The following is a 20,422-nucleotide window of genomic DNA, read 5'->3' as shown; positions in this document are numbered from 1 at the left end:
TGTAACCATGTCACTGCTCACCCTTCGCCAGCTCAGCTATCGCTGGCCCGGCAGCGAACGCACCCTCTCAGTACCGGCACTGACCCTGGCCGCCGGCGAGCGCGCGATGCTTAGAGGCAGCTCTGGCAGCGGCAAGTCCACCCTACTTAACCTTATCAGCGGCGTGCTCAAACCGGACTCGGGCAGCCTCACCCTGGCCGGTGAAGCACTGACCACCCTAAGCGCCGGCAAGCGTGACCGGCTGCGGGCGGAAACCATGGGGATCGTGTTCCAACAGTTCAACCTGCTCCCCTACCTCAGCGTGCGACAAAACATCCTGCTGCCACTCAAGTTTGCCCCCGGACGACGGGCCAAGGTGGTGGAGCCCGAAATCGAGGTACGAAGGCTGCTGGATGCCATGGAGCTGGACGCCGGGATCCTGGATCGGCCGGTGACCGCCCTCTCCGTCGGCCAGCAGCAGCGGGTGGCGGTGGCCCGGGCACTGATCGGCGCCCCGGCCCTGATCCTGGCGGATGAACCCACCTCGGCGCTGGATCCCAGCGCCCGGGATCACTTCATGGATCTGCTGGCCAAGCAGTGTCACCAAACCGGATCGGCCCTGCTGCTGGTCAGCCATGACCCGGCCCTGGCCCGGGTGGTGGAGCGCCAGTACCAACTGCAGCTTCACGATAGCGGCTCGGAGGTGCTGCCATGCTGAACCTGATGCTACAGAGCATGCGCAACCGTCTCACCAGCGTCTGCCTGACGCTGACGGTGATCGCCCTGGCAGTGGCGCTCTTTATCGGCGTGGAGCTGGTTCGCACCCAGGCCAAACAAAGCTTCGCCAACACCCTCTCCGGTACCGACCTGGTGGTGGGCGCGCGCAGCGGTAATCTCAACCTGCTGCTCTACTCGGTGTTCCGCCTGGGCAATGCTACCAACAACATCGGCTACGACACCTATCAACGCCTGGCCCAGACCCGGGGCATCGACTGGACCATTCCCCTGGCGCTGGGGGATTCGCACCGTGGTTACCGGGTGATCGGCACCAACCTGGACTACTTCCGCCACTACCAGTTCGGCCAGCGCCAGTCGCTGCATTTCGCCCAGGGCGACCCGTTCGATGACCTGTTCGAGGTGGTGCTGGGGGCCGAAGTGGCCCGCACCCTGGGCTACCAGCTGGGAGATGCCCTGACCCTCTCCCACGGCGCCGGTGGATCAACCAGCTTCGTCCATCACGATGAGATGCCCTTCACCGTGGTGGGGATCCTCTCGCCCACGGGCACCCCGGTGGATCGCAGCCTGCACGTTTCCCTCGAGGCGATCGAGGCGATCCACGCAGGCTGGCAAGGAGGCGCCAGGGTTCACGGCGTCAACGCCGACGAAATCAACCAGTATGACCTGACCCCCAAGACCATTACCGCCTTCCTGGTCGGCCTGAAAAGCAAGTTTCAGCTGCTTAATGTCCAGCGGGCGATCAATACCGAGCGCAGTGAGCCCCTCTCGGCGGTGCTGCCGGGCATGGCGCTGGCGGAGCTTTGGGCCCTGTTGGGACAGGCGGAGAAAGCCCTGGCGATCGTTTCCGCCTTCGTGGTAGCGGTGGGCCTCACCGGCATGCTGACCACCCTGCTGGCCAGCCTCGGTGAACGGCGCCGGGAGATGGCGATCCTGAGGGCGATGGGGGCAGGACCTCGACACGTCTTCATGTTGCTCTGGGCGGAGGCGGCGCTGCTGGCACTGTTCGGGACCCTGCTCGGCTACCTGCTCGCCCAGGGCGTGATCCTGGCCTTGGCCCCCCTGGCGCTGGCACAATACGGTCTCGTGCTGACGCCATCGCTGCCCACCGGCACCGTGGCCTGGATGATGCTTGGTGTCCAATTGACCGGATCCCTGGCGGGCGTTTTGCCTGCCTGGCGCGCCTATCGCCACACCCTGGCCGATGGCCTGACCCAACGACTGTAAAGGAATTAAGATGAAGTGGTTTTACGCCCTGCTGACCGCCGCCCTGCTGCTACCCTCCGTGGCGATGGCGGAGATCAAGGTCCTCCAATGGGAGGATCTCCGTCCCGCCGATGAACAGCAAGCCCTGCCCAACGTCAACCCCCACGGGGGCGATCCCTTCGCCGACGAAAGCGGCCCTGCCAGTTGGGTTCAACCCCAGGGGCAGGTGGTGGCGGAGCTCGACGGGCAGACCATCAAGCTGCCGGGTTTTATCGTGCCCCTGGAGGGGGATGAAACCCACGTGACCGAGTTTCTGCTGGTGCCCTACTTCGGAGCCTGTGTGCATGTGCCCCCGCCGCCCACCAACCAGCTCATCTACGTCAAGTACGAGCAGGGGTTGCCCATCGACATCATCTGGGATGCTGTCTGGGTGACCGGCAAGCTGAGCACCAACAGCTACGCCATCGAGGAGTTCTCCGCCGGTTACTCCATGGAAGCGACCCTGGCCAACCCCTACGACGAGGGGTAACACCTCGCCACCTTGGTGAGCGTCACCACTCGCTAAAGCGGGCCCAGGTATCCACACCTGGGCCCGCCTTGCTCTATACACCTTGCCTCTGCTTTTCCCTCTGAAACGCTCGGCCCCTACCCTTCCTCGACAGGGCTGATGCTAACCAGGTTCCCTTTTGTGTCAGCCTTGGGCTTTGCTTCCGCTCTTAGGAACTAGGAACTAATCCCTAAAAGCTTTGCGACTCACTGCACCCAGTTGCCTTCCCGAAAAGTAAGATGCAGTGCAATTCGGAACCGTTATTTAGCGAACTGCTTTACCTCCGTCCCCAAAGCGCCGAACGCGAGCCCTCCTGTTCCCGCAGTGCCAACGCTTGACGCTGCAACGCAACGCCCTCACGGCCCTGACCGGGCCTCTTCCATTGAGCTCACTTCCTTTGCAGCACCACCACAAAACGCCCACCCGGATTGGTGCCATTTTTCAGCACAAATAACCATGTTCAACTATAACTTCCAACAGTCTCGCTAAGCCCCCCCCCTCGTAGCGACGCAATCTTTCTGACTGTATTTTTGTTGTAAGGAGTCATGCATGTCGACGTTCAGTCCTCTCCCTCCTGCCCTTGCACGTACCTTCCCCGTGTTGATCATCGCCGATACCGAGGAGAACACCGCCATCGAGCGCAGTGCTAAGGCAATCAAGGATGCTTTGGAGGAAAACGATATCCACCTGGTGGTGTGCCGCACTCTGAATGATGGCGAAATCGCCATCAGCTCGGAGCCCGCCTACAGCTGCGTCGTGATCGGCTGGGGACTATGCCAGGGGGATCAGGACCGCGCCCTGGCGCTGATCGCGCTGATCCAGGATCGCTGTGAAGGGTTACCCGTACTGCTCTCCGCCTCGAAAAACAGCGGTGGCGCTCGTATCCCCCTCGCCTTCGCCGAGCGGATCGACGGGGCAATCTGGCTGCCGGAAGACAGCCCCAAGTTCATTGCCGGTCGCATACAGGCCGCCGCCAAACGTTACCTGGACAGCATACTGCCCCCCTTTTTCGGGGCCATGGTGAACTTCGCCGACACCCATGAGTACTCCTGGCACACCCCGGGCCACACCGGTGGCACCGCCTTTATGAAGACCGCCGTCGGACGCACCTTCCTCAACTTCTACGGCGAACAGATGCTTCGCTCCGACCTGTCGGTATCCGTGGGCGAGTTGGGTTCTCTCAATGACCACTCCGGCCCCGTCGCAGAAGCGGAAGCCCATGCCGCCCGGGTGTTCGGTGCCGACTACACCTTCTTCTCCGTCGGCGGAAGCTCCGCAAGTAACGAGATTATCCTGCACTCCGCCGTCACCGATAACGACGCCGTAATGGTGGATCGCAACTGCCACAAGTCCCTTAACTACGCGCTCAACATGTCCGGGGCGATGCCGGTCTACCTGATCCCCCGGCGCAACGCCCGAGGCGTGATCGGCCCGGTACCCGCCTCTGAGCTGACCCCAAAGATGATCAAGCAGAAGATCGCCGACAGCCCGCTGGTGGAGAAGAGCGCCAAACCTGTCCTGGCCGTGCTCACCAACTCCACCTACGACGGCCTCTGCTACAACGTGGAAACCACCACCCGGCTGCTCAGTGATTCCGTACCCCGGATCCACTACGACGAAGCCTGGTATGCCTACGCCCGCTTCAATCCGATCTATGAGGGGCGCTACGGCATGCACCAGGGGGAGCGCCACCCCGATGACGCCACCATCACGGTCACCCACTCCACTCACAAGCTTCTGGCAGCCCTCTCCCAGGCATCCATGATCCATATCCGCTCCGGCAAAGTGCCCGTCAAACCGGCGCTGTTTAACGAAGCCTTCATGATGCACACCTCCACCTCGCCGCAGTACAGCATCATCGCCTCCACCGACGTCTCCGCCAAGATGATGGCCGACTCCGGCGGCTACCTCACCGATGAGAGCATCCAGGAAGCGGTCACCTTCCGCCAGAGCATGGCGCGACTGAAGCAGGAGGTGCTGGCGCGCAACAGCGAAGACTGGTGGTTCGATGTCTGGCAGCCGGACCATGTTCACGGCCAGCCGTTTCATGCTGTGGAGCCGGAGACGCTGACCAAGGACAGCAGCGCCTGGGTGCTCAAGCCCGGCGATAAGTGGCACGGTTTCGGCGATCTCGGTGACGATTACTGCATGCTGGACCCCATCAAGGTGACCGTGCTGTCACCGGGTATGGACCAGGATGGCAATCTCGAGTCCAGCGGGATCCCCGGTCCCTTGATCTCCTCCTTCCTCTCCAGCCGGGGCATCGTGGTGGAGAAGACAGAACCCTACTCCTTCCTGCTGCTCTTCTCCGTCGGTACCACCAAGGGCAAGTGGGGCTCTTTGGTCGCCGGGCTGATGGAGTTCAAGCATCTTTACGACACCAACCATCCGCTCTCTGACGTGATGCCGGATCTGGTCGCCAGCCATCCCAAACGCTATCAGTCGCTGGGGTTGAAAGACCTGGCCGATGAGATGCATCAGGCGATGATTGACACCGGCATGCTGACCCACATGGATGCCGCGTTCACCAAGCTCCCCACCATCGTTCACAACCCCAGGGAGACCTACGCAGAACTGGTGCGGGGCAACATTGAAGAGATCCCGGTCTCCAAGATGGCTGGCCGCGTCGTGGCGGTTCAGGTGGTGCCCTACCCGCCCGGGATCCCGCTGATGATGCCCGGTGAGAAGGTCACCAAGGAGAGCCAGGCAATCGTCGATTACCTGCTGGCGCTTCAGGCGTTCGACACCCGGTTCCCCGGGTTCGAGCACGACACCCACGGGGTGGAGATCGAGACCGACGCCAAGGGCAGGCCGGAGTACGTTGTCTACTGTTTGAAGGCGAAATAGCGCACCGCGTCCCTTCTACCCAGATTGGATCACGAGGAGAAACCATGAACACAGATCCCAAGTCTATCCCTCGCCTGACGGCGCTGGCATCCATTGTTGCCGTTCTGCTCTCTCCGGTGACGCTGGCAGAGGAGTCCAAACTGGATCCGGACGCGGCCGCGGAGTATCTCAGTCACCATATCGTGGATCCCAACCCCATCCACACGCCTTCCGAGCGCAAGGAGGAGGACTCCGGTGGCGCGCTCTCTATCTGGAAAAACGACGAGGGCAGCTTTTTCACCGGGACCCTGAAAGCAATAACCGGTTACTTCGGCCAGAACAACTCCTGGTATGGTCGCTCCGAGGAGAACCTCGGCGGCCGCTCCTCCGGTTGGTGGGAGTGGGTGGTACATCCGGGACTGGAAACCAAGTTCGTCTTTAACGGCGGCAGCGAATTTTATGGTCGACTCAGTGGCGTCGGCGCCACCTCCTCGGGCCTGGACGCGGGCGGTTCCAACCTGGATTCCGACAACACAGGGTCCGATATGCGGGTCGAGGATGCCTACATCGGTTGGCGCTCCGGCTCACTGTTTGCCGACATCGATGAGAACTTCCTCGACATCTCCGTCGGCCGCCAGAGTTACGCCGCCGGCACCGGTTTCCTGTTTTACAGCCAATCAAGCAACGGTGGTGACCGTGGCGCCTACTGGATCGGTGAGCGCCATGCCGCCGACTTCAGCGCCCTGGTGCGCTTTACCGTCGGCGGTTTCCAGGGCGACCTCATCTACTTCGAGGCAGATGACAGTTCTGACGCCAGAAATGAGGTCTCGGGCATCACCCTGGATTACAACTTCAAACGGGGTGGATCCATCGGCGGCGGCTACTACAACCTCAGTGCCGACGATGCCCTGCGCGATGGTATGGACGTCTACGATATCCGCTTCGTCTTCAAGCCCTTTGAGGCGTTCAGTGATGTCGAGTATATGAACAGCTTCACCATCGAAGGTGAGTATGTTTACGAGGAAAACAGCAACCTGCTCGAAGCCAACGGCTGGTACCTCTCCGCCGGATACAGTTGGGACAATGCCGCCTGGACGCCCAGCCTAAGTTACCGCTACGCCGCGTTCGAGGGGGATGACCCCAACACTGAGATCGTCGAAGACTTCGACCCCCTCTATTACGGCTTCAACGACTGGGGCACCTGGTACCAGGGGGAGATCCTCGGGGAGTACGTGCTGGCTAACTCCAATCTTAACTCCCACATGGTCCGCCTCAACCTCGCCCCCACCGATACCCTGATGCTCAACCTGCTCTACTTCAACTTCATGGTGGATGAGCCACAAAGCTTCGGTGTGACCAACGACAACTTTGCCGACGAATTCAACCTCGCCATCGACTGGCTGACCAACGACAACCTCAGCTTCAGTGCGGTGTTTGCCTACACCAACCCCAACGAAGGGGCGAAGCAGTACACCGGCGGCGATGACGGCTGGTTCTACACCATGCTGTACGCACAGTTCGAATACTGAGAAACGAACCCCTCGGGAGCAGAAGATATGATCAAGACAGGTTATCAACCCATCAAGAGCAAAGTGCTGGTGATCGATGAAGGGCTGGCCAAGCTGGACAGCACCTTCGGAAGAAACACCCAGGCATTGGTGGAGGAACTCTCGGCCCGGGATGTGGTGGTGGTTACTGCACAGAGCTTCGATGACGGCATGGCTGTGATTGTCTCCGATGCCTCCATCCACGGCGTCCTGCTGAGCTGGGAGCTAAAAAGCGGCGAGGCAGAGGGGCTCCGTCCCGCCGAGCGTCTGCTGAACGAGCTCAACCAACGCCACCGAAATATCCCGGTGTTCCTGATGGCCACCAACAGCGAGCAGGCCCGCCACATCACCGAAGAGGTGATGTCCAAGGTGGAGGAGTTCGTCTGGATGCTGGAGGACACCGCCGACTTTATCGCCGGTCGACTGCTAGCCGCCGTGGCACGTTATCGCGCCCAGTTGCTGCCGCCCTTCTCCGCCGCCCTGGCCAAGTACTCGATGCTCAAGGAGCAGTCCTGGTCGGCCCCGGGCCACCAAGGGGGTATCGCCTTTACCAAGCTGCCGGTGGGCAGAGCCTTCTTCGACTTTTACGGGGAAAACCTGTTTCGCACCGACATGGGGATCGAGCGGGGCCAGCTAGGCTCTTTGCTGGATCACACCGGCCCGGTGGCTGAGAGTGAGGCTTACGCCGCCCGGGTGTTCGGTGCCCACCAGTCCTACAACGTCGTCGGCGGGACCTCGGAGTCCAACCGAACCATCATGCAGGCCTGCATGATCGATGGCGAGGTGGCGATCTGCGACCGAAACTGCCACAAGTCGATTGAGCAGGGACTGATGCTCACCGGCGCCCTGCCTGTCTACATGGTCCCCACGCGAAACCGCTACGGCATCATCGGCCCGGTCCCCGCCAGCGACATGAGTCCCGAGAGCATCAAGAAAAAGATCGCCAGCAGTCCCCTGACCAAAAACGTGAAAAACGCGGATCCCGTCTATGCGGTGCTGACCAGCTGCACCTACGACGGCCTCTGCTATAACGCGGTCATGGCGGAGTCTCTGCTCGGACAAAGCAGCCCCCGTGTCCACTTGGATGAAGCCTGGTATGGCTATGCGCGCTTCAACCCTGTGTACGCCGATCACTTCGCCATGCGTGGTGATCCCGCCGAGCACGATCCCAAGGGGCCAACGGTGTTTGCCACCCACTCCACCCACAAGCTGCTGACGGCGCTCTCCCAGGCCTCCTATATCCACATCCGCCATGGTCGTGACGCCATCCCCCACGACCAGTTCAACCAGTCCTACATGATGCACGCGACCACCTCACCGCTGTATGCCATCGTCGCTTCCAACGACATCGCCAGCGCCATGATGGACGGTGACGGCGGCACCATGCTAACCACTGACTCCATCAAGGAGGCGGTCAGCTTCCGCCAGGCGGTCGCGAAGATCTACAAGCGCCACCAGAGTGCCGGTGACTGGTTCTTCAAACCCTGGAATGCCGAGAAGGTCAAAGACCCCCGCTCGGGTCAGGTCTACGACTTTCAGGACGCACCGACCGACCTTCTCGTGAGCGAGCAGGACTGCTGGCGCCTGCACCCGGAGGATACCTGGCACGGTTTCGACGACCTGGAAACCAACTGGGTGATGCTAGACCCGATAAAGGTCAGCCTTTTAACACCGGGCATGGGCGACGATGGCACCCTTGAGGAGAACGGCGTCCCGGCGGAGCTCTTTACCGCCTACGCCGGCCGCTTCGGTATCGTACCGACCCGCACCACCGATTTTCAGGTGATGTTCCTGTTCAGCATGGGGACCACCAAGGGCAAGTGGGCCACCCTGATCAATGTGCTGCTCTCCTTCAAGCGCTTCTACGACAGCAATGCGCCACTGAGCCAAGTGCTGCCGGAGCTGGTTCAAAGCAACCCGGAGCGATACGGTCACCTGGGGCTTAAGGATCTTGGTGACGAGATGTTTGCCTTCCTCAAGAAGCACGATCCCGGAGCCGCGCTGAACGCCGCCTACTCCACCATTCCTGAGCCGACAATGACCCCGCGAGCCGCCTTCCAGCAGCTGGCCAAGGGCCGGGTCGAACTGGTGCCGGCACCCAAGCTCTATGGGCGCATCGCGGCGAACGCCGTGATGCCCTATCCCCCGGGGATCCCGATGATGATCTCCGGCGAAAAGTTTGCCAAAAGCGACAGCCCTCAGATCGACTATCTGATCAAGCTGAGCCTTTGGGATGAGCAGTTCCCGGGTTTTGAGCACGAAGTGGAAGGCGCCGAGATCGAAGATGGGGTCTACAGCGTGCTTTGTCTGAAGGCCTAACACAGTTAGCGAAACGGGTAAGGAGTCTTTAATGGCTAGTTCAAGCAAGAAAATGACCCTTATGGGCCTCACCACTCTGGTGGCGGTCAACATGATGGGCTCCGGGATTATCATGCTCCCCTCGAGCATGGCGCAACTGGGCGCGATCTCCCTGCTGTCCTGGATCGTCACCGCCATCGGTTCCATGGCGATCGCCTACGGATTCGCCCAGCTCGGGGTGCTATGTCCCCGCTCCGGCGGGATGTCAGCCTACTCGGAGGAGGCCCATGGCCGATCAAGCTTCTTCATGGCGTCCTTCCTCTACTACCTCTCCCTCGCGGTGGGTAACGTGGCGATTGCGATCTCCGCGGTCGGTTACATGACACCCTTTTTCCCCTGGCTTGGCACCGGCGCGGTGCCGCTGTTTGTGGGGGTGGTCTCGCTGATCTGGATTACCACAGTGGCCAACTTCGGGGGCCCGAATGTCACCGGTAAACTGGGCGCCATTACGGTATGGGGTGTGATCGTGCCGGTCGCCGGCCTCAGCATCATCGGCTGGTTCTGGTTCGATGCCGCCACCTTCGAAGCCGCCTGGAACCCCAACAACATGGCCATGAGTGACGCCATCGCTCAGAGTATTCCGCTGACCTTGTGGGCGTTTCTTGGCATGGAGTCCGCCGCACAGAACTCTGACGCGGTAGAAGATCCGCAGAAGAACGTGCCCCTGGCCTGCCTCTTCGGCACCCTCGGTGCGGCGGTGGTCTACATCCTCTCCACCACGGTGATCCAGGGTATCGTGCCCAATGCCGAACTGGCCAACTCCAGTGCCCCCTTCGCCTTCGTCTACGCCCAGATGTTCAACCCCACAGTGGGTAACATCATCCTGGTGCTGGCGGTGATGGCCTGTGTCGGTTCGCTGCTCGGCTGGCAGTTCACACTGAGCCAAACCTCGAAGTACACCGCCGATGACAACCTGTTCCCGAAGATCTTCTCCAAGGTCAATAAGGCGGGTGCGCCCATTGCCGGGATGATCATCGCTGGGGTTCTGCAAACCTTGATGGCGTTCAGCACCATGTCGCCAGATGCCTCGCAGCAGTTTGGCAAGCTGGTGGACCTGGCGGCCGTCACCAACATCGTGCCCTACATCACCGCGCTGTCAGCGCTGATGGTGGTCATGACCAAGGCCGAGGTGGAATCGGGGATCTACTCCCGTAACGTCATCGTGACCCTGGTTGCCATCATCTACAGCGCGTACGCCCTCTATGCTTCCGGCCTCGAAGCGGCCTTCGGTGGCATGATGGTGATGATGCTGTCCTACGTCCTCTATGGCTTCATCGCCCACCGCTTTGAAACTCAGGGTGCCCAACCGGGTGCTGCCGTCACCAACAAGGAATAACAGGAGCGAGTTATGACTGACAGGTTTATCTGCAAGTTGCCCAAATCACACTGGGGACGCTGGACCGCGGCCGCACTGCTGGCCCTGTTCACCCTTGGAACCGCCCAGGCGGACACGCTGAGTGACGCCGCCCGCACCGGCAAACTGACCCTCGGCTACGTCACCGACGAAGCCCCCTTTAGTGAGAAGACCAGCGCCGGTCAGCCCGAAGGCTACTCCATCGAGCTCTGCCAAAAGGTGGTCGATGCGGTCAAGGGGCGGTCTGGCTTGGGCCAGGTGACCGCCGAGTTTCGTCCCTTCTCCCTGCAACAGGGACTCCAGGCGGTAGCGGATGGTGAGCTGGACCTGCTTTGCGGGGCCTCCACCGATACCCTCTCCCGGCGTGAAGCGGTGAGCTTCTCGATTCCCATCTTCAACGGTGGGGTTGGGGCGCTGGTCAGCAAGAGTGCCGACCCAACGTTGATCCGCGTCCTCAACGGGGAGGTGGCCCATACCGGGCCCACCTGGCGGGCCAGCATCAACCGCGGCTTGGCGGACCATACCTACGCGGTTCACGCCGGCACGGTTACCCGTTCCTGGTTGCTAAACCAGATCAGCCAGCGTGGCGTCATCGTCGAGGTGGTCGAGGTCGACACCCATGCCGATGGGATCAAGTTGATCGCCGAGGGGAAGGCGGACGCTTACTTCGGCGACCGGGTCATCGTCGACAATCTGCTGCAAAAATCGCCTAATGGTGGCGATTTGATGCTTATTGACCGCTACTTCACCATTGAACCCATCGCCCTGGCCCTGCCCAGAAATGACGATGAGTTCCGTCTGGTGGTGGACACAGTGCTCAGCGAATTTTACCGCTCCGATGAGTTCGACAGCGTTTATGGGCGCTATTTTGGCCCACCGAGTGAGTCCTCCAAGTTCCTGTTCAAGCTCTACTCGAGGCAGAAATAGGGGGTTCGAAACAGGACGCAACGATGAAAACCGGCAGGTGACAGGCGATGACGACAGGATCGGACGACCAGAGTGCGGGGAAACGCTCACTGGGGGTGGGCATGTGCACTGCCCTGGTGATCGGCAACATGATTGGCTCCGGCTTTTTCATCGCCCCCGCCGCCCTGGCTCCTTACGGCACCGTTGCCATCATCGGCTGGGGGGTGATGGCGCTGGCGGCCGTCTGTCTGGGCCTGGTGTTCGCCCGGCTGGCACGGATCGCCCCGGTGACCGGTGGCCCCTACGCCTTTACTCGGCTGGGTTTTGGCCGCTTCGCCGGCTTTCTTGTTGCATGGGGTTACTGGGTCTCCATCTGGGCATCCCTGCCCGCCATGGCCGCCGGCCTGGTGGGCTACCTGGGGATCCTGATCCCTGCCCTCAAGGGTCAACTGGCCATCAATTTGGCCATTGGCCTCGGGGCGATCTGGCTGGTCGCCCTGATCAACATCCGTGGCGTCCGCGAAGCGGGGATCTTCCAGGCGGTCACCGTGTACACCAAACTGGTACCCTTTATTGCCATCAGCCTCTTTGGACTTTTCTGGGTAGATTGGGACACCTTCGCGGTCCTAAATCCCAGTGACCGGCCGATTCTCGGCGCCTTGGCGGCCACCGCTCCATTAACCATGTTTGCCTTTCTCGGGGTGGAGTCGGCGACGGTGCCCGCCGGGGACGTTAAGAACCCGGAGCGTACCATCCCCATCGCCACCGTCCTCGGTACCCTGATCTCCTCGACCATCTACATCCTTGGCACCACGGTGGTCATGGGCGTTATTCCCCGGGAGGTGCTGATGACCTCCTCCGCCCCCTTTGCGGATGCGGCTGCCGTGATGTGGGGGGGCTGGGCCTCAACGGTGATCGCGCTCGCCGCGGTGATCTCCTCCCTCGGCGCCCTCAACGGCTGGACCTTGATGTTGTCCCAGGTACCGATGGCCGCCGCGCAGCAGGGAGCCATGCCCGCACTGTTTGCCCGCACCTCCGCGCACGGGGTTCCGGTGCAGGGGATTCTCCTATCGGTCTCCCTCTCCAGCATACTGCTGCTGGTGGATGCCTCGGGCTCTCAGGCGATGGCGGTGTTTTATAACCTCATCGTCAACCTGTCCACCGATGCCGCCATGATCCCCTATGTCTTCTGTGCCTTGGTGGAGGGGGTGCTTTGGGTAAAACGGGATCCGCTGTCGAAAATATTAAATATCAAACCCTATATTCTCCTCGGCAGCGTCGCTTTTATCTTCTCCCTTGGTACTATCTATGGTGCAGGCCCGGAAGCGGGTATGTACTCACTGATTCTGCTGATGCTGGCCACCCCCGTATGGCTGCTGATCTGTCGGGTTCCGGAGGCCGATGACCCCTCCCCGCCGGAAGAGTGAGACAGCGCGTCCTCCCGCCTGACAAATACCCCGAGGTGCCCAATGAACGGCACCTCGGTACTCCTTTGGGTTACGTAATAAAAGTCCATTCATGAGCAACAACGATCAAGAGAAACAGCGGGCAGAGCGGTCCGTTCAGCGGATCACCACGTCTTTGGTCATGGTCTGCGTGGTGATCCTGGCCTGGTATCTGGCGATGGACCGCCTCACACCCACCACCGATAACGCCCGCATCCGCGCCTTTGTCCAGCCCATGAGCAGTGAAGTCTCGGGCCGTTTGAAGCAGCTGAAGGTTAAGGAGAACCAGGAGGTCCAGCGAGGCCAGCTGCTGGCACAGATCGATCCTGAGCGATACAAGCTGGCGGTGGCCCATGCAGAAGCGGAACTTGAGCTTGCCGGCCAGTCCGTCGGGGCCAACACCGCCAACATCGCCGCCGCCCAGGCGCAACTGGTGGAGGCCCAAACCAATCTGGAGCGGATCCGCGTGGATACCCGCCGCCTGACCACCCTCAGTGAGCAAGGCTATGTCTCTCAAACCGAGCTGGACAACGCCGTGGCACAGGAAGCCCAGGCAGAAGCCGCCGTCCGGGGAGCGACAGCCGCACTGGAGGTCGCCAAGCAAACCGCGGGGATCAGTGGTAACAATAACCCCCAGATCCAGCGCGCCCTCGCCGCCCTCTCTCAGGCCCAGCGAAACCTGGAGGATACCGAGATCCGCGCCCCGCGGGACGGCCTGATCAGCAACCTTCGTTACGATATCGGGGTGTTCAGTCCCGCCGGGCAACCGCTCTTTACCTTCATCTCCACCAAGGAGGTCTGGATTGAGAGCTACATGCGGGAAAACAACCTGACCCATATCCGCCCTGGCGATCCGGTGGAGCTGGTACTGGACTCGGCCCCGGGTCAGGTATTCCATGGCTCCGTCATTACCGTCAGCCGCGGCGTTACTTTCACCGGAGATAACGTCGGCTCTCTGCCCAGCCCCCCGGTGACCGTCGGCTGGCTGCGGGAACCCCAGCGCTTTCCCGTCCTGATCCGCATCGAAGATAAACGTGCCGAGCCCTACCTGAGAGAGGGCGGGCAGACCGACGTGGTGATCTACACCGAACCCGCGGGCTGGCTCATCACCCCACTGGCAAAATTCTGGATCCGGCTGATGAGCCTGTTCAGCTATGTCTATTAACGCCCAGCAGGCCAGGGGCATCAAGCGTTTTGCCCTGGGCCTGGCCATCTCCGCGCCGCTGGCCTGGATCATCGAGTGGCCCATGGCGTACCTGACGCCGGTGGTGGTCACCGTGCTGCTGGGCCCGCCGGGCTTCTCTCCACCGCTGGCGCTGTACCGGGCCTTCTGCATCAAGGCGGCGCAGTATATCGCCGTGAGCCTGGCACTGACATTATGGTTGCAGCCGGCCCCGGCGGTGTTGCTCATACTGCTTTGCCTGCTGCTGATACGGATCTACTTTCGCGCCGAATCCGGACAAAACTTCGCCGTGTCCGCCATCAGCCTGTTTGCGGTCCTCGCTATCCCCCTGATGGGGATCACCTCACAGCGGCTCGCTATCGACTTTGCCTTCGGCATGCTGGGATCGGTGCTGATGAGCAGCCTGATCTGCATCGCCCTGCACGGGTGGAAACCCACTCCCTTGCCCCAGGTGCTGCCCCCTGCACCGCCCATCGACCATGCCCAGGCGAAACACAACGCACTGCTGTATACCGGCATGATGCTGCCGCTGGTGCTCATTGCGTACCTGTTTGATCGAACCTCGGACCTACTGCTGCTGGTGATTGTAGCCCTCAACCTCCACAACCCCGGCCTGCAGCAGAGTCACAGTAACGGCACCCTGATGGTACTGGCCAACATCGCCGGTGGTGTCGCCGCCCTGTTGATGCATCAACTGCTGACCGCGGTCCACCATATCGCCTTCCTTCTCCCGGTGATGGCGCTGCTCGGGATCTGGGTGGGAAAAAAGCTGTACACCAGCCCCCATGCCCGATTCTATGCCTCCGCCACCACCTGCCTGCTGGTTCTGCTCGGTACCAGCCTGGGCAGCGCCGCTGGTAGCAACGACTTCAATGTCGAATCCAAGATGGTTTCCCGCGTGGCTCTGCTCACCCTGGCTACCCTTTACATGGTGTGGGGCGGTTGGCTGTTTTACCGTCTCGGCTGGCTCAAGCCCAAACCGTTAGCGGCCCAGGGCTCGGCCAGTGCCGCCTGACCCTGCCGGGTAAAAGCGCTCGCACCAGGCAAAAAAACACCGCCCCGAGAGGCGGTGTTTTTTGTCACTCACTCCGCGTCCAGCGGTAGCGTCGGCCCTGGCATTAGCGCTCCCAGTAAGCCTCCTCCAGGCTGTCTTCCCGCTCCGGCAATCCCCGGGAAAGGCGCGGACTGTACTGAGCCAGCACCTCGTAGCTGACCCGGTTGGCGTACTTGCACAGTTGGGCAAACGAGGAGTAGCAAAGGCCGCTGTAACGGTGCTTGCTGGAGTTGGGCAGGTTGAGCTTGTGATAGGCGTTGGCCGCCATGTCATGGAGCAGCGCCGCCAGGGCACCATCGCCGGCGCCATTGGTGTTGCTGATCTTTTCCGGCCCGCCCATGAAGGGGGCGATGTGGGAGAACACCTTCAGGGGCTGGTCGCACTCGGCCTTGCTGATGGGACGGGAGAACTCGTACCGGTTAAACTCGCCGATCGCCCCGGGCAGCAGCGGGTGAGCCGTCTCCCGCTTGAACTCGTCGTCGGTCCAGCCTGCGGTGTAGAGCCCCTTGGAGCCCGCGGTACAGAGAATAAGATCGCAAAGCTCCAGCGCCTTGTCGCAGGCCAACAGAGGATCACTCTCGCCGGTCAGCGCCTGCGCCTCCTCCTCGTTCATCGCCAGAACCGTCACATGATCGCGGATAAACGTCTGCCACCACTCGGGATCCTGCTCAATCAGGAAACGGGTCCCCAGGGTCAGTACCACCGGCACCTGGGCCTCATGGGCGTACCGGATCGCCGTCATCGCCGCTTCCGAGATGGGATCGTCGCCAGCCCGCATCAGGTAGGCGGTGAGCACCAGCGCCGACGCACTCTTCACCACGTTCTCGTCGATGTTGGCGGGGGTCAATTTGTCCATGCTGCCCTTGGAGATGGCAAAGGTACGCTCTCCACACTCGGTGATCAGGGTGAAACAGCGACCGATCGGCCCATCCACTGGCTGCAGGTAGTTGAGGTCCACCCGGCTGGAGGTATTGCAGAGGTAACGGTAGGCGTAGCTGCCGATCTGAATGTTGCGGCTCATCACTCCGAACATCACGGCGCGGTCATCCGCCAGGGTCGCGTAGTTGTGCAGGGTGTTGCCGATGGTGCCGCCGGCATGCTCTTCGTTGATAAGCCGGCCGTCGCAAAGCTCCTGGTAGAGGCGGTGAGCCGCCTCATCGTCGATCAACATCGAGTTCCCCTTCACCAGTTGGTGACGGGCGATAAACGCCTCATCCACATGGGCCTCAATGTCCACCAGGGTCTGGTCGATGCCGGTGACATGAACCCCTTTGGGTTGAATGATGGGGTTAAGCTCATTGGTGAGTGGATCGCGGGATTCCACAGGGAAATAGTGTTTGGACTTGCGTTGACCGGGAAATTTCATGCTGGGATCACTATCCGCATTATCTGCCTGTCCCTGCAGTTTAGTTGCCCCTCAACCTCTCCAGCGAGGGGGTAGAAGACGGCGGCGCCTCCTGGGTGGTGGCGGCGGATTCTACCACATCGGATCCCGCTTGCCAGCCTGCTCAGGGGGAAGATCCCGCTGGGGATTTTTTCGACTGGCACCCAGCCCCGTCAGGCTGTTAACTTTATGTTAACTCTGAGTCACTTGGTAGAAATTGGATGACGTTGCCCTTCCAGATCGAGACACTGTCAGAAAATGCCCTGATGCTGCGCTGGCCCCCGCGACAGGATCCTGACACTCAGCGGCAGATCCACGCCATCATCGGGGTGCTGGACGCCCTGCCCGGATTGCGGGATGCGGTCCCCACCTATCACTGCCTGGGGCTCTGGTTTGACCCAAACGGCCCCCAGCCGGAGATCGAAAACCTGAAACAGTTTCTCCATCAACATCGGAAAAAGTGGCGCAGCGCCCCGCCGGTAACGGGCCGCCACCGCACCTTGCCGGTGTGCTACGAGCTGGGGGAGGATCTCGATACCGTGGCCCAACTGAGTCAACTGAGTGTCGAAGCGGTGATCGCGCGGCACTGTGCGCCAACCTACTCGGTCTGCTTCCTTGGCTTCACCCCGGGGTTTGCCTACCTGTCGGGGCTGCCAGAGGCACTGCAACTGCCCCGCCGGGCGAGTCCGAGGGCAACAATCCCCGCCGGAAGCGTGGCCATTGGCGGCAGCCAGACCGGGATCTACCCCAGCCCCAGTCCCGGAGGCTGGCACCTGATCGGACGCACTCCTCAACCGCTTCTGGACCTGAATCAAGAGTCCGTCACCTGGCTGCTGCCCGGCGACACCCTCACCTTTGAACCTATCAGCACCGAGCAGTATCAGCAGCTGTGCCAGCAAAACGAGGCACACCCATGCTGGAAGTGATCAAACCGGGCCTGCAAACCACAGTGCAGGATCATGGCCGCAGTGGTCAGGCCCACCTGGGGTTTGCTCAGAGTGGTGCCGCGGACCTGCTCGCCGCCAGCGTCGCCAACCGCCTGCTGCTGCAGCCGGATGACACGCCGCTGCTGGAGTGCACCCTGGTGGGGCCGACGCTGACCTTCCACTGCGATACGGTGATCGCCCTGGTAGGCGCCCCCATGGCGCCGTTGCTTGACGGCCAGCCGTTGCAGCAGGGCCAACCCATCGCTGTATTCCGGGGACAGCGGCTGGATCTGGGCCGGGCACGCCGGGGCTGCCGCACCTACCTGGCGGTCAAGGGCGGCCTCCAGGTCCCGCCGGTGCTGGGCAGTTGCGCCACCCAGCTCAACGTGGGGATCGGCGGCTGGAAGGGACGCGCGCTGCAAGCAGGCGACCGGCTACCGATCCAGCGTCACCACCTGCCTCATCCCCAAGACAGCTTTACCCGGCTTGGGGGGATCACGCCGGAACCAGCACTGATCGCCGTCATACCCGGGCCCCACTATCGGGAGCACCAGCACCGGGCCCTGTTTCGACGACAGTGGCGACTGAGCGCCCACTCTGACCGCATGGGAGCCCGGCTGGAAGGGGAGCCCCTGCCCGAGGCCAAGGCGGAGATCCTCACCGAACCAGTCCAGCGGGGCACCATACAGCTCCCGCCCAGTGGCCAACCCATCGCCCTGATGGCAGACAGCCAGCCCACGGGAGGCTACCCCAAGATTGCCCAGATCGCGCGGGCGGACTGGTCGGTTCTGGCCCAGCTGGCACCGGGTCAGACCCTGCGCTTTATCCAATGCGACTGGGAGCAAGCCCGGATGATGCAGGCGGAACAGCGTGCCCGCCTGGCCCGGCTCTCCATCAGTGCCAAGCGCTTCTGGCGGGAAGGCTCATGAGAAGCCTGGATATTAACTGTGACCTTGGGGAGGGCGCCGGTCAGGATGATCGGCTGATGCCGCTGATCAGCTCCGCCAATATCGCCTGTGGCGGCCACGCCGGGGATCGGGCAAGCATGCTGACCACCCTGCTACTGGCGCGCAAGCATGGCGTTGCTATCGGTGCCCATCCGGGCTACGACGATCGCGAACAGTTTGGCCGGCGCCCGCTCTCCCTCTCGAAGCCCCAGCTCAAAGCCCTGATGCGGGAACAGATCCAGGCCCTGGCCTCATTGGCTCACCCTTTGGGCAGCAAGCTCCATCACGTCAAACTCCATGGGGCACTCTACAATCAGGCCAGTCATGACAGGGCGATGGCCAACGTGGTGGTGGAGACCCTTCAATCACTGGACCCGGGCCTGAAACTTTATGCCCTGGCCAACAGCCCGCTGCAATCGATGGCACAGCAGGCGGGTTTAACGGTGATCGCCGAGGGGTTTGCGGATCGACGCTATCGAAATGACGGTACCCTGGTGCCCCGCAGTGAGCCTAATGCCTCGATCTCCTCCCTGGCGGCGTGCCTTCGGCAGCTTCAGGAGATGGTCGAGCAACACCGGGTCACCAGTGTGGAGGGCGAGGCGGTGCCGCTGAGAATAGACACGCTCTGTGTGCATGGGGATGGCCCCCATGCCCTGCCTTTTGCCCGCGCCATCCGCCAGTGGATGGCGCAGCATCGGGTGACACTCTCGACACCCGGTGACGGCGCACTGTCTTAAGGGAGTGTGGCGACCGGCTCCGAGGCCCAGGTTGCAGCATGACGCTCCACCAGGTCCGCCATCATAGCGATATGATCATCGCGATCGTTCAGGCAGGGGATGAAGTGGTAGTTTTCACCGCCCGCCTCCATAAACGCCTGTTTCCCCTCGATCGCCAGTTCCTCCAGGGTCTCCAGGCAGTCCACCGAGAACGCCGGAGAGATCATGTCCACCGAGGTGACTCCCTCCTTGGGCAGCGCTTCGAGGGTTTCATCGGTGTAGGGCTGCAGCCAGGGCTCCTTTCCAAACCGGGACTGGAAACAGAGCGTCCACGCCTCCGCGTCAAGCTCCAGCTCCGCCGCCAGAGCTCGGGCTGTTGCTTCACAGTGGTCGCGGTAGAGATCCCCCTCGTCTACGTAGCGCTGAGGGACGCCGTGGAAGGAGACCAGTAAACGCTCTCCCCGACCCTGTTCGGCCCAGCTCTCTCGCACGCTCTGTGCCAGGGCCTTGATGTAGGCGGGATCGCGATGATAATCCCGGATCAGTCGGTACTCCGGCATCGAGCGTTTCTGCTTCAGGGTCGCCGCCAATGCATCCACCACGGCCCCTGTGGTGGAGCAGGAGTACTGGGGAAAGAGTGGCAGCACCACGATCCGCTCCACCCCCGCCTGTTCCAGCTTGTCCAACCCCTCCCGTAAGCCCGGCTTACAGTAAGTCATCCCCAGCTCCACCGGGACCGATTCCCCGCTGCGCTGGGCCAGGAGTTCCGCCAGGGCTTCCCGCTGACGGTGGCTGATCACCTTAAGCGGTGAGCCCCCCTCCTGCCAGATCGACTGGTAGGCCCGGGCGACCCGCTTGGGCCGGGTGTTGAGGATGATGCCGTGGAGGATCGGCATCCACTGCCAGCGGGGCAGGTCAACGACACGTTCATCCGCCAGGAACTGGCTGAGAAAACATTTAACGCAGCGGGGCGTTGGTTGGCAGGGGGTGCCAAGGTTAACCAGAAGGACTCCGTAACGTGGTTGCGTCATATCCATTAACTGCCTGTTGTAAATCGTTAAGTACGACGCAAGATTAACATTGGATCTTAAGCAGCGACAGGTTCGGCATCACGCAATTAACGATTGGCGCATTCGCCTGAAGCCCAGCCCGCTCGGGAACAGAATAAAAAGGTTCTTCGCGGATTTCCGGGCAGACGAATACATTCGTATTCAAAAGTTTGAAATAGCCGCTCTGTTGCCTTTAGCCATTCACGGCTCGAAGGCGAATGCCCCCACCCGCTTTTAGGCCGACTTAGAGGTGCCCGAGT

Annotated in this window: 16 protein-coding genes; 14 read left to right on the top strand and 2 right to left on the bottom strand. The window is 61.6% G+C overall.

Annotated elements, in window-relative coordinates; translation table 11 throughout:
• Window positions 1-7 precede the first annotated feature (7 nt).
• The 11 genes from ABD997_RS05730 (at window position 8) to ABD997_RS05680 (ending at window position 15,101) form a co-directional block, all read left to right on the top strand.
• The gene (locus tag ABD997_RS05730; protein WP_345316053.1) at window positions 8-697 is read left to right on the top strand and encodes an ABC transporter ATP-binding protein; all 690 of its coding nucleotides are present in this window, start codon (window positions 8-10) and stop codon (window positions 695-697) included.
• Window positions 691-1,941 carry an ABC transporter permease gene (locus ABD997_RS05725; RefSeq protein WP_345316052.1) on the top strand — a complete coding sequence of 417 codons (1,251 nt, stop codon included), beginning with the start codon at window positions 691-693 and terminating at the stop codon, window positions 1,939-1,941. Before ABD997_RS05730 ends, ABD997_RS05725 begins: the two co-directional genes overlap by 7 nt.
• Window positions 1,942-1,951: 10 nt before the next feature.
• A complete protein-coding gene (locus ABD997_RS05720; RefSeq protein WP_345316051.1) occupies window positions 1,952-2,449 on the top strand; it encodes a DUF3299 domain-containing protein in 498 nt (165 codons plus the stop codon).
• 567 nt (window positions 2,450-3,016) lie between these two features.
• Window positions 3,017-5,314, top strand: coding sequence for an Orn/Lys/Arg family decarboxylase (locus tag ABD997_RS05715; protein ID WP_345316050.1), 2,298 nt, complete (start codon window positions 3,017-3,019; stop codon window positions 5,312-5,314).
• A gap of 44 nt (window positions 5,315-5,358) precedes the next feature.
• Window positions 5,359-6,822 carry an alginate export family protein gene (locus ABD997_RS05710; RefSeq protein ID WP_345316049.1) on the top strand — a complete coding sequence of 488 codons (1,464 nt, stop codon included), beginning with the start codon at window positions 5,359-5,361 and terminating at the stop codon, window positions 6,820-6,822.
• 27 nt (window positions 6,823-6,849) lie between these two features.
• Window positions 6,850-9,159 (top strand): arginine decarboxylase, encoded by a 2,310-nt coding sequence (gene adiA / locus ABD997_RS05705; RefSeq protein ID WP_345316048.1) that lies wholly within the window; start codon window positions 6,850-6,852, stop codon window positions 9,157-9,159.
• A 31-nt stretch (window positions 9,160-9,190) separates the two neighbouring features.
• Entirely contained in the window at window positions 9,191-10,534 is a 1,344-nt protein-coding gene (potE, locus tag ABD997_RS05700; protein WP_345316047.1) for a putrescine-ornithine antiporter, read from the top strand.
• 12 nt (window positions 10,535-10,546) lie between these two features.
• Window positions 10,547-11,479, top strand: a complete 933-nt coding sequence (locus ABD997_RS05695; RefSeq protein WP_345316046.1) for an amino acid ABC transporter substrate-binding protein — start codon at window positions 10,547-10,549, stop codon at window positions 11,477-11,479.
• A gap of 47 nt (window positions 11,480-11,526) precedes the next feature.
• Complete coding sequence (locus ABD997_RS05690) at window positions 11,527-12,885, top strand: amino acid permease (RefSeq protein ID WP_345316045.1); 1,359 nt, start codon at window positions 11,527-11,529, stop codon at window positions 12,883-12,885.
• Between the two features lie 91 nt (window positions 12,886-12,976).
• Entirely contained in the window at window positions 12,977-14,068 is a 1,092-nt protein-coding gene (locus ABD997_RS05685) for an HlyD family secretion protein (protein WP_345316044.1), read from the top strand.
• Window positions 14,058-15,101, top strand: coding sequence for a DUF2955 domain-containing protein (locus ABD997_RS05680; protein ID WP_345316043.1), 1,044 nt, complete (start codon window positions 14,058-14,060; stop codon window positions 15,099-15,101). Before ABD997_RS05685 ends, ABD997_RS05680 begins: the two co-directional genes overlap by 11 nt.
• A 103-nt stretch (window positions 15,102-15,204) precedes the next feature.
• Here the strand turns inward: ABD997_RS05680 and ABD997_RS05675 are convergent, their stop codons facing one another.
• Entirely contained in the window at window positions 15,205-16,506 is a 1,302-nt protein-coding gene (locus ABD997_RS05675) for an inosine/guanosine kinase (protein WP_345316042.1), read from the bottom strand.
• A gap of 239 nt (window positions 16,507-16,745) precedes the next feature.
• Here ABD997_RS05675 and pxpB point away from each other — a divergent pair, with 239 nt between their 5' ends.
• Genes pxpB through pxpA form a run of 3 tightly spaced genes read left to right on the top strand, consistent with a single transcriptional unit; the run spans window position 16,746 to window position 19,134 of the window.
• The gene (gene pxpB, locus ABD997_RS05670; RefSeq protein ID WP_345316041.1) at window positions 16,746-17,450 is read left to right on the top strand and encodes a 5-oxoprolinase subunit PxpB; all 705 of its coding nucleotides are present in this window, start codon (window positions 16,746-16,748) and stop codon (window positions 17,448-17,450) included.
• Window positions 17,438-18,379 carry a 5-oxoprolinase subunit C family protein gene (locus ABD997_RS05665; RefSeq protein ID WP_345316040.1) on the top strand — a complete coding sequence of 314 codons (942 nt, stop codon included), beginning with the start codon at window positions 17,438-17,440 and terminating at the stop codon, window positions 18,377-18,379. The genes pxpB and ABD997_RS05665 overlap by 13 nt, the downstream gene beginning before the upstream one ends.
• Complete coding sequence (gene pxpA / locus ABD997_RS05660; RefSeq protein ID WP_345316039.1) at window positions 18,376-19,134, top strand: 5-oxoprolinase subunit PxpA; 759 nt, start codon at window positions 18,376-18,378, stop codon at window positions 19,132-19,134. The genes ABD997_RS05665 and pxpA overlap by 4 nt, the downstream gene beginning before the upstream one ends.
• On the opposite strand, the gene hemH is transcribed toward pxpA, so the two are convergent.
• Window positions 19,131-20,144 (bottom strand): ferrochelatase, encoded by a 1,014-nt coding sequence (hemH, locus tag ABD997_RS05655; RefSeq protein ID WP_345316038.1) that lies wholly within the window; start codon window positions 20,142-20,144, stop codon window positions 19,131-19,133. The genes pxpA and hemH overlap by 4 nt on opposite strands.
• Between the last annotated feature and the right edge of the window lie 278 nt (window positions 20,145-20,422).

It is taken from the genome of Ferrimonas gelatinilytica, assembly GCF_039544205.1.
Classification (GTDB): domain Bacteria; phylum Pseudomonadota; class Gammaproteobacteria; order Enterobacterales; family Shewanellaceae; genus Ferrimonas; species Ferrimonas gelatinilytica.
This window is presented reverse-complemented; position numbering and strand designations above follow the sequence as displayed.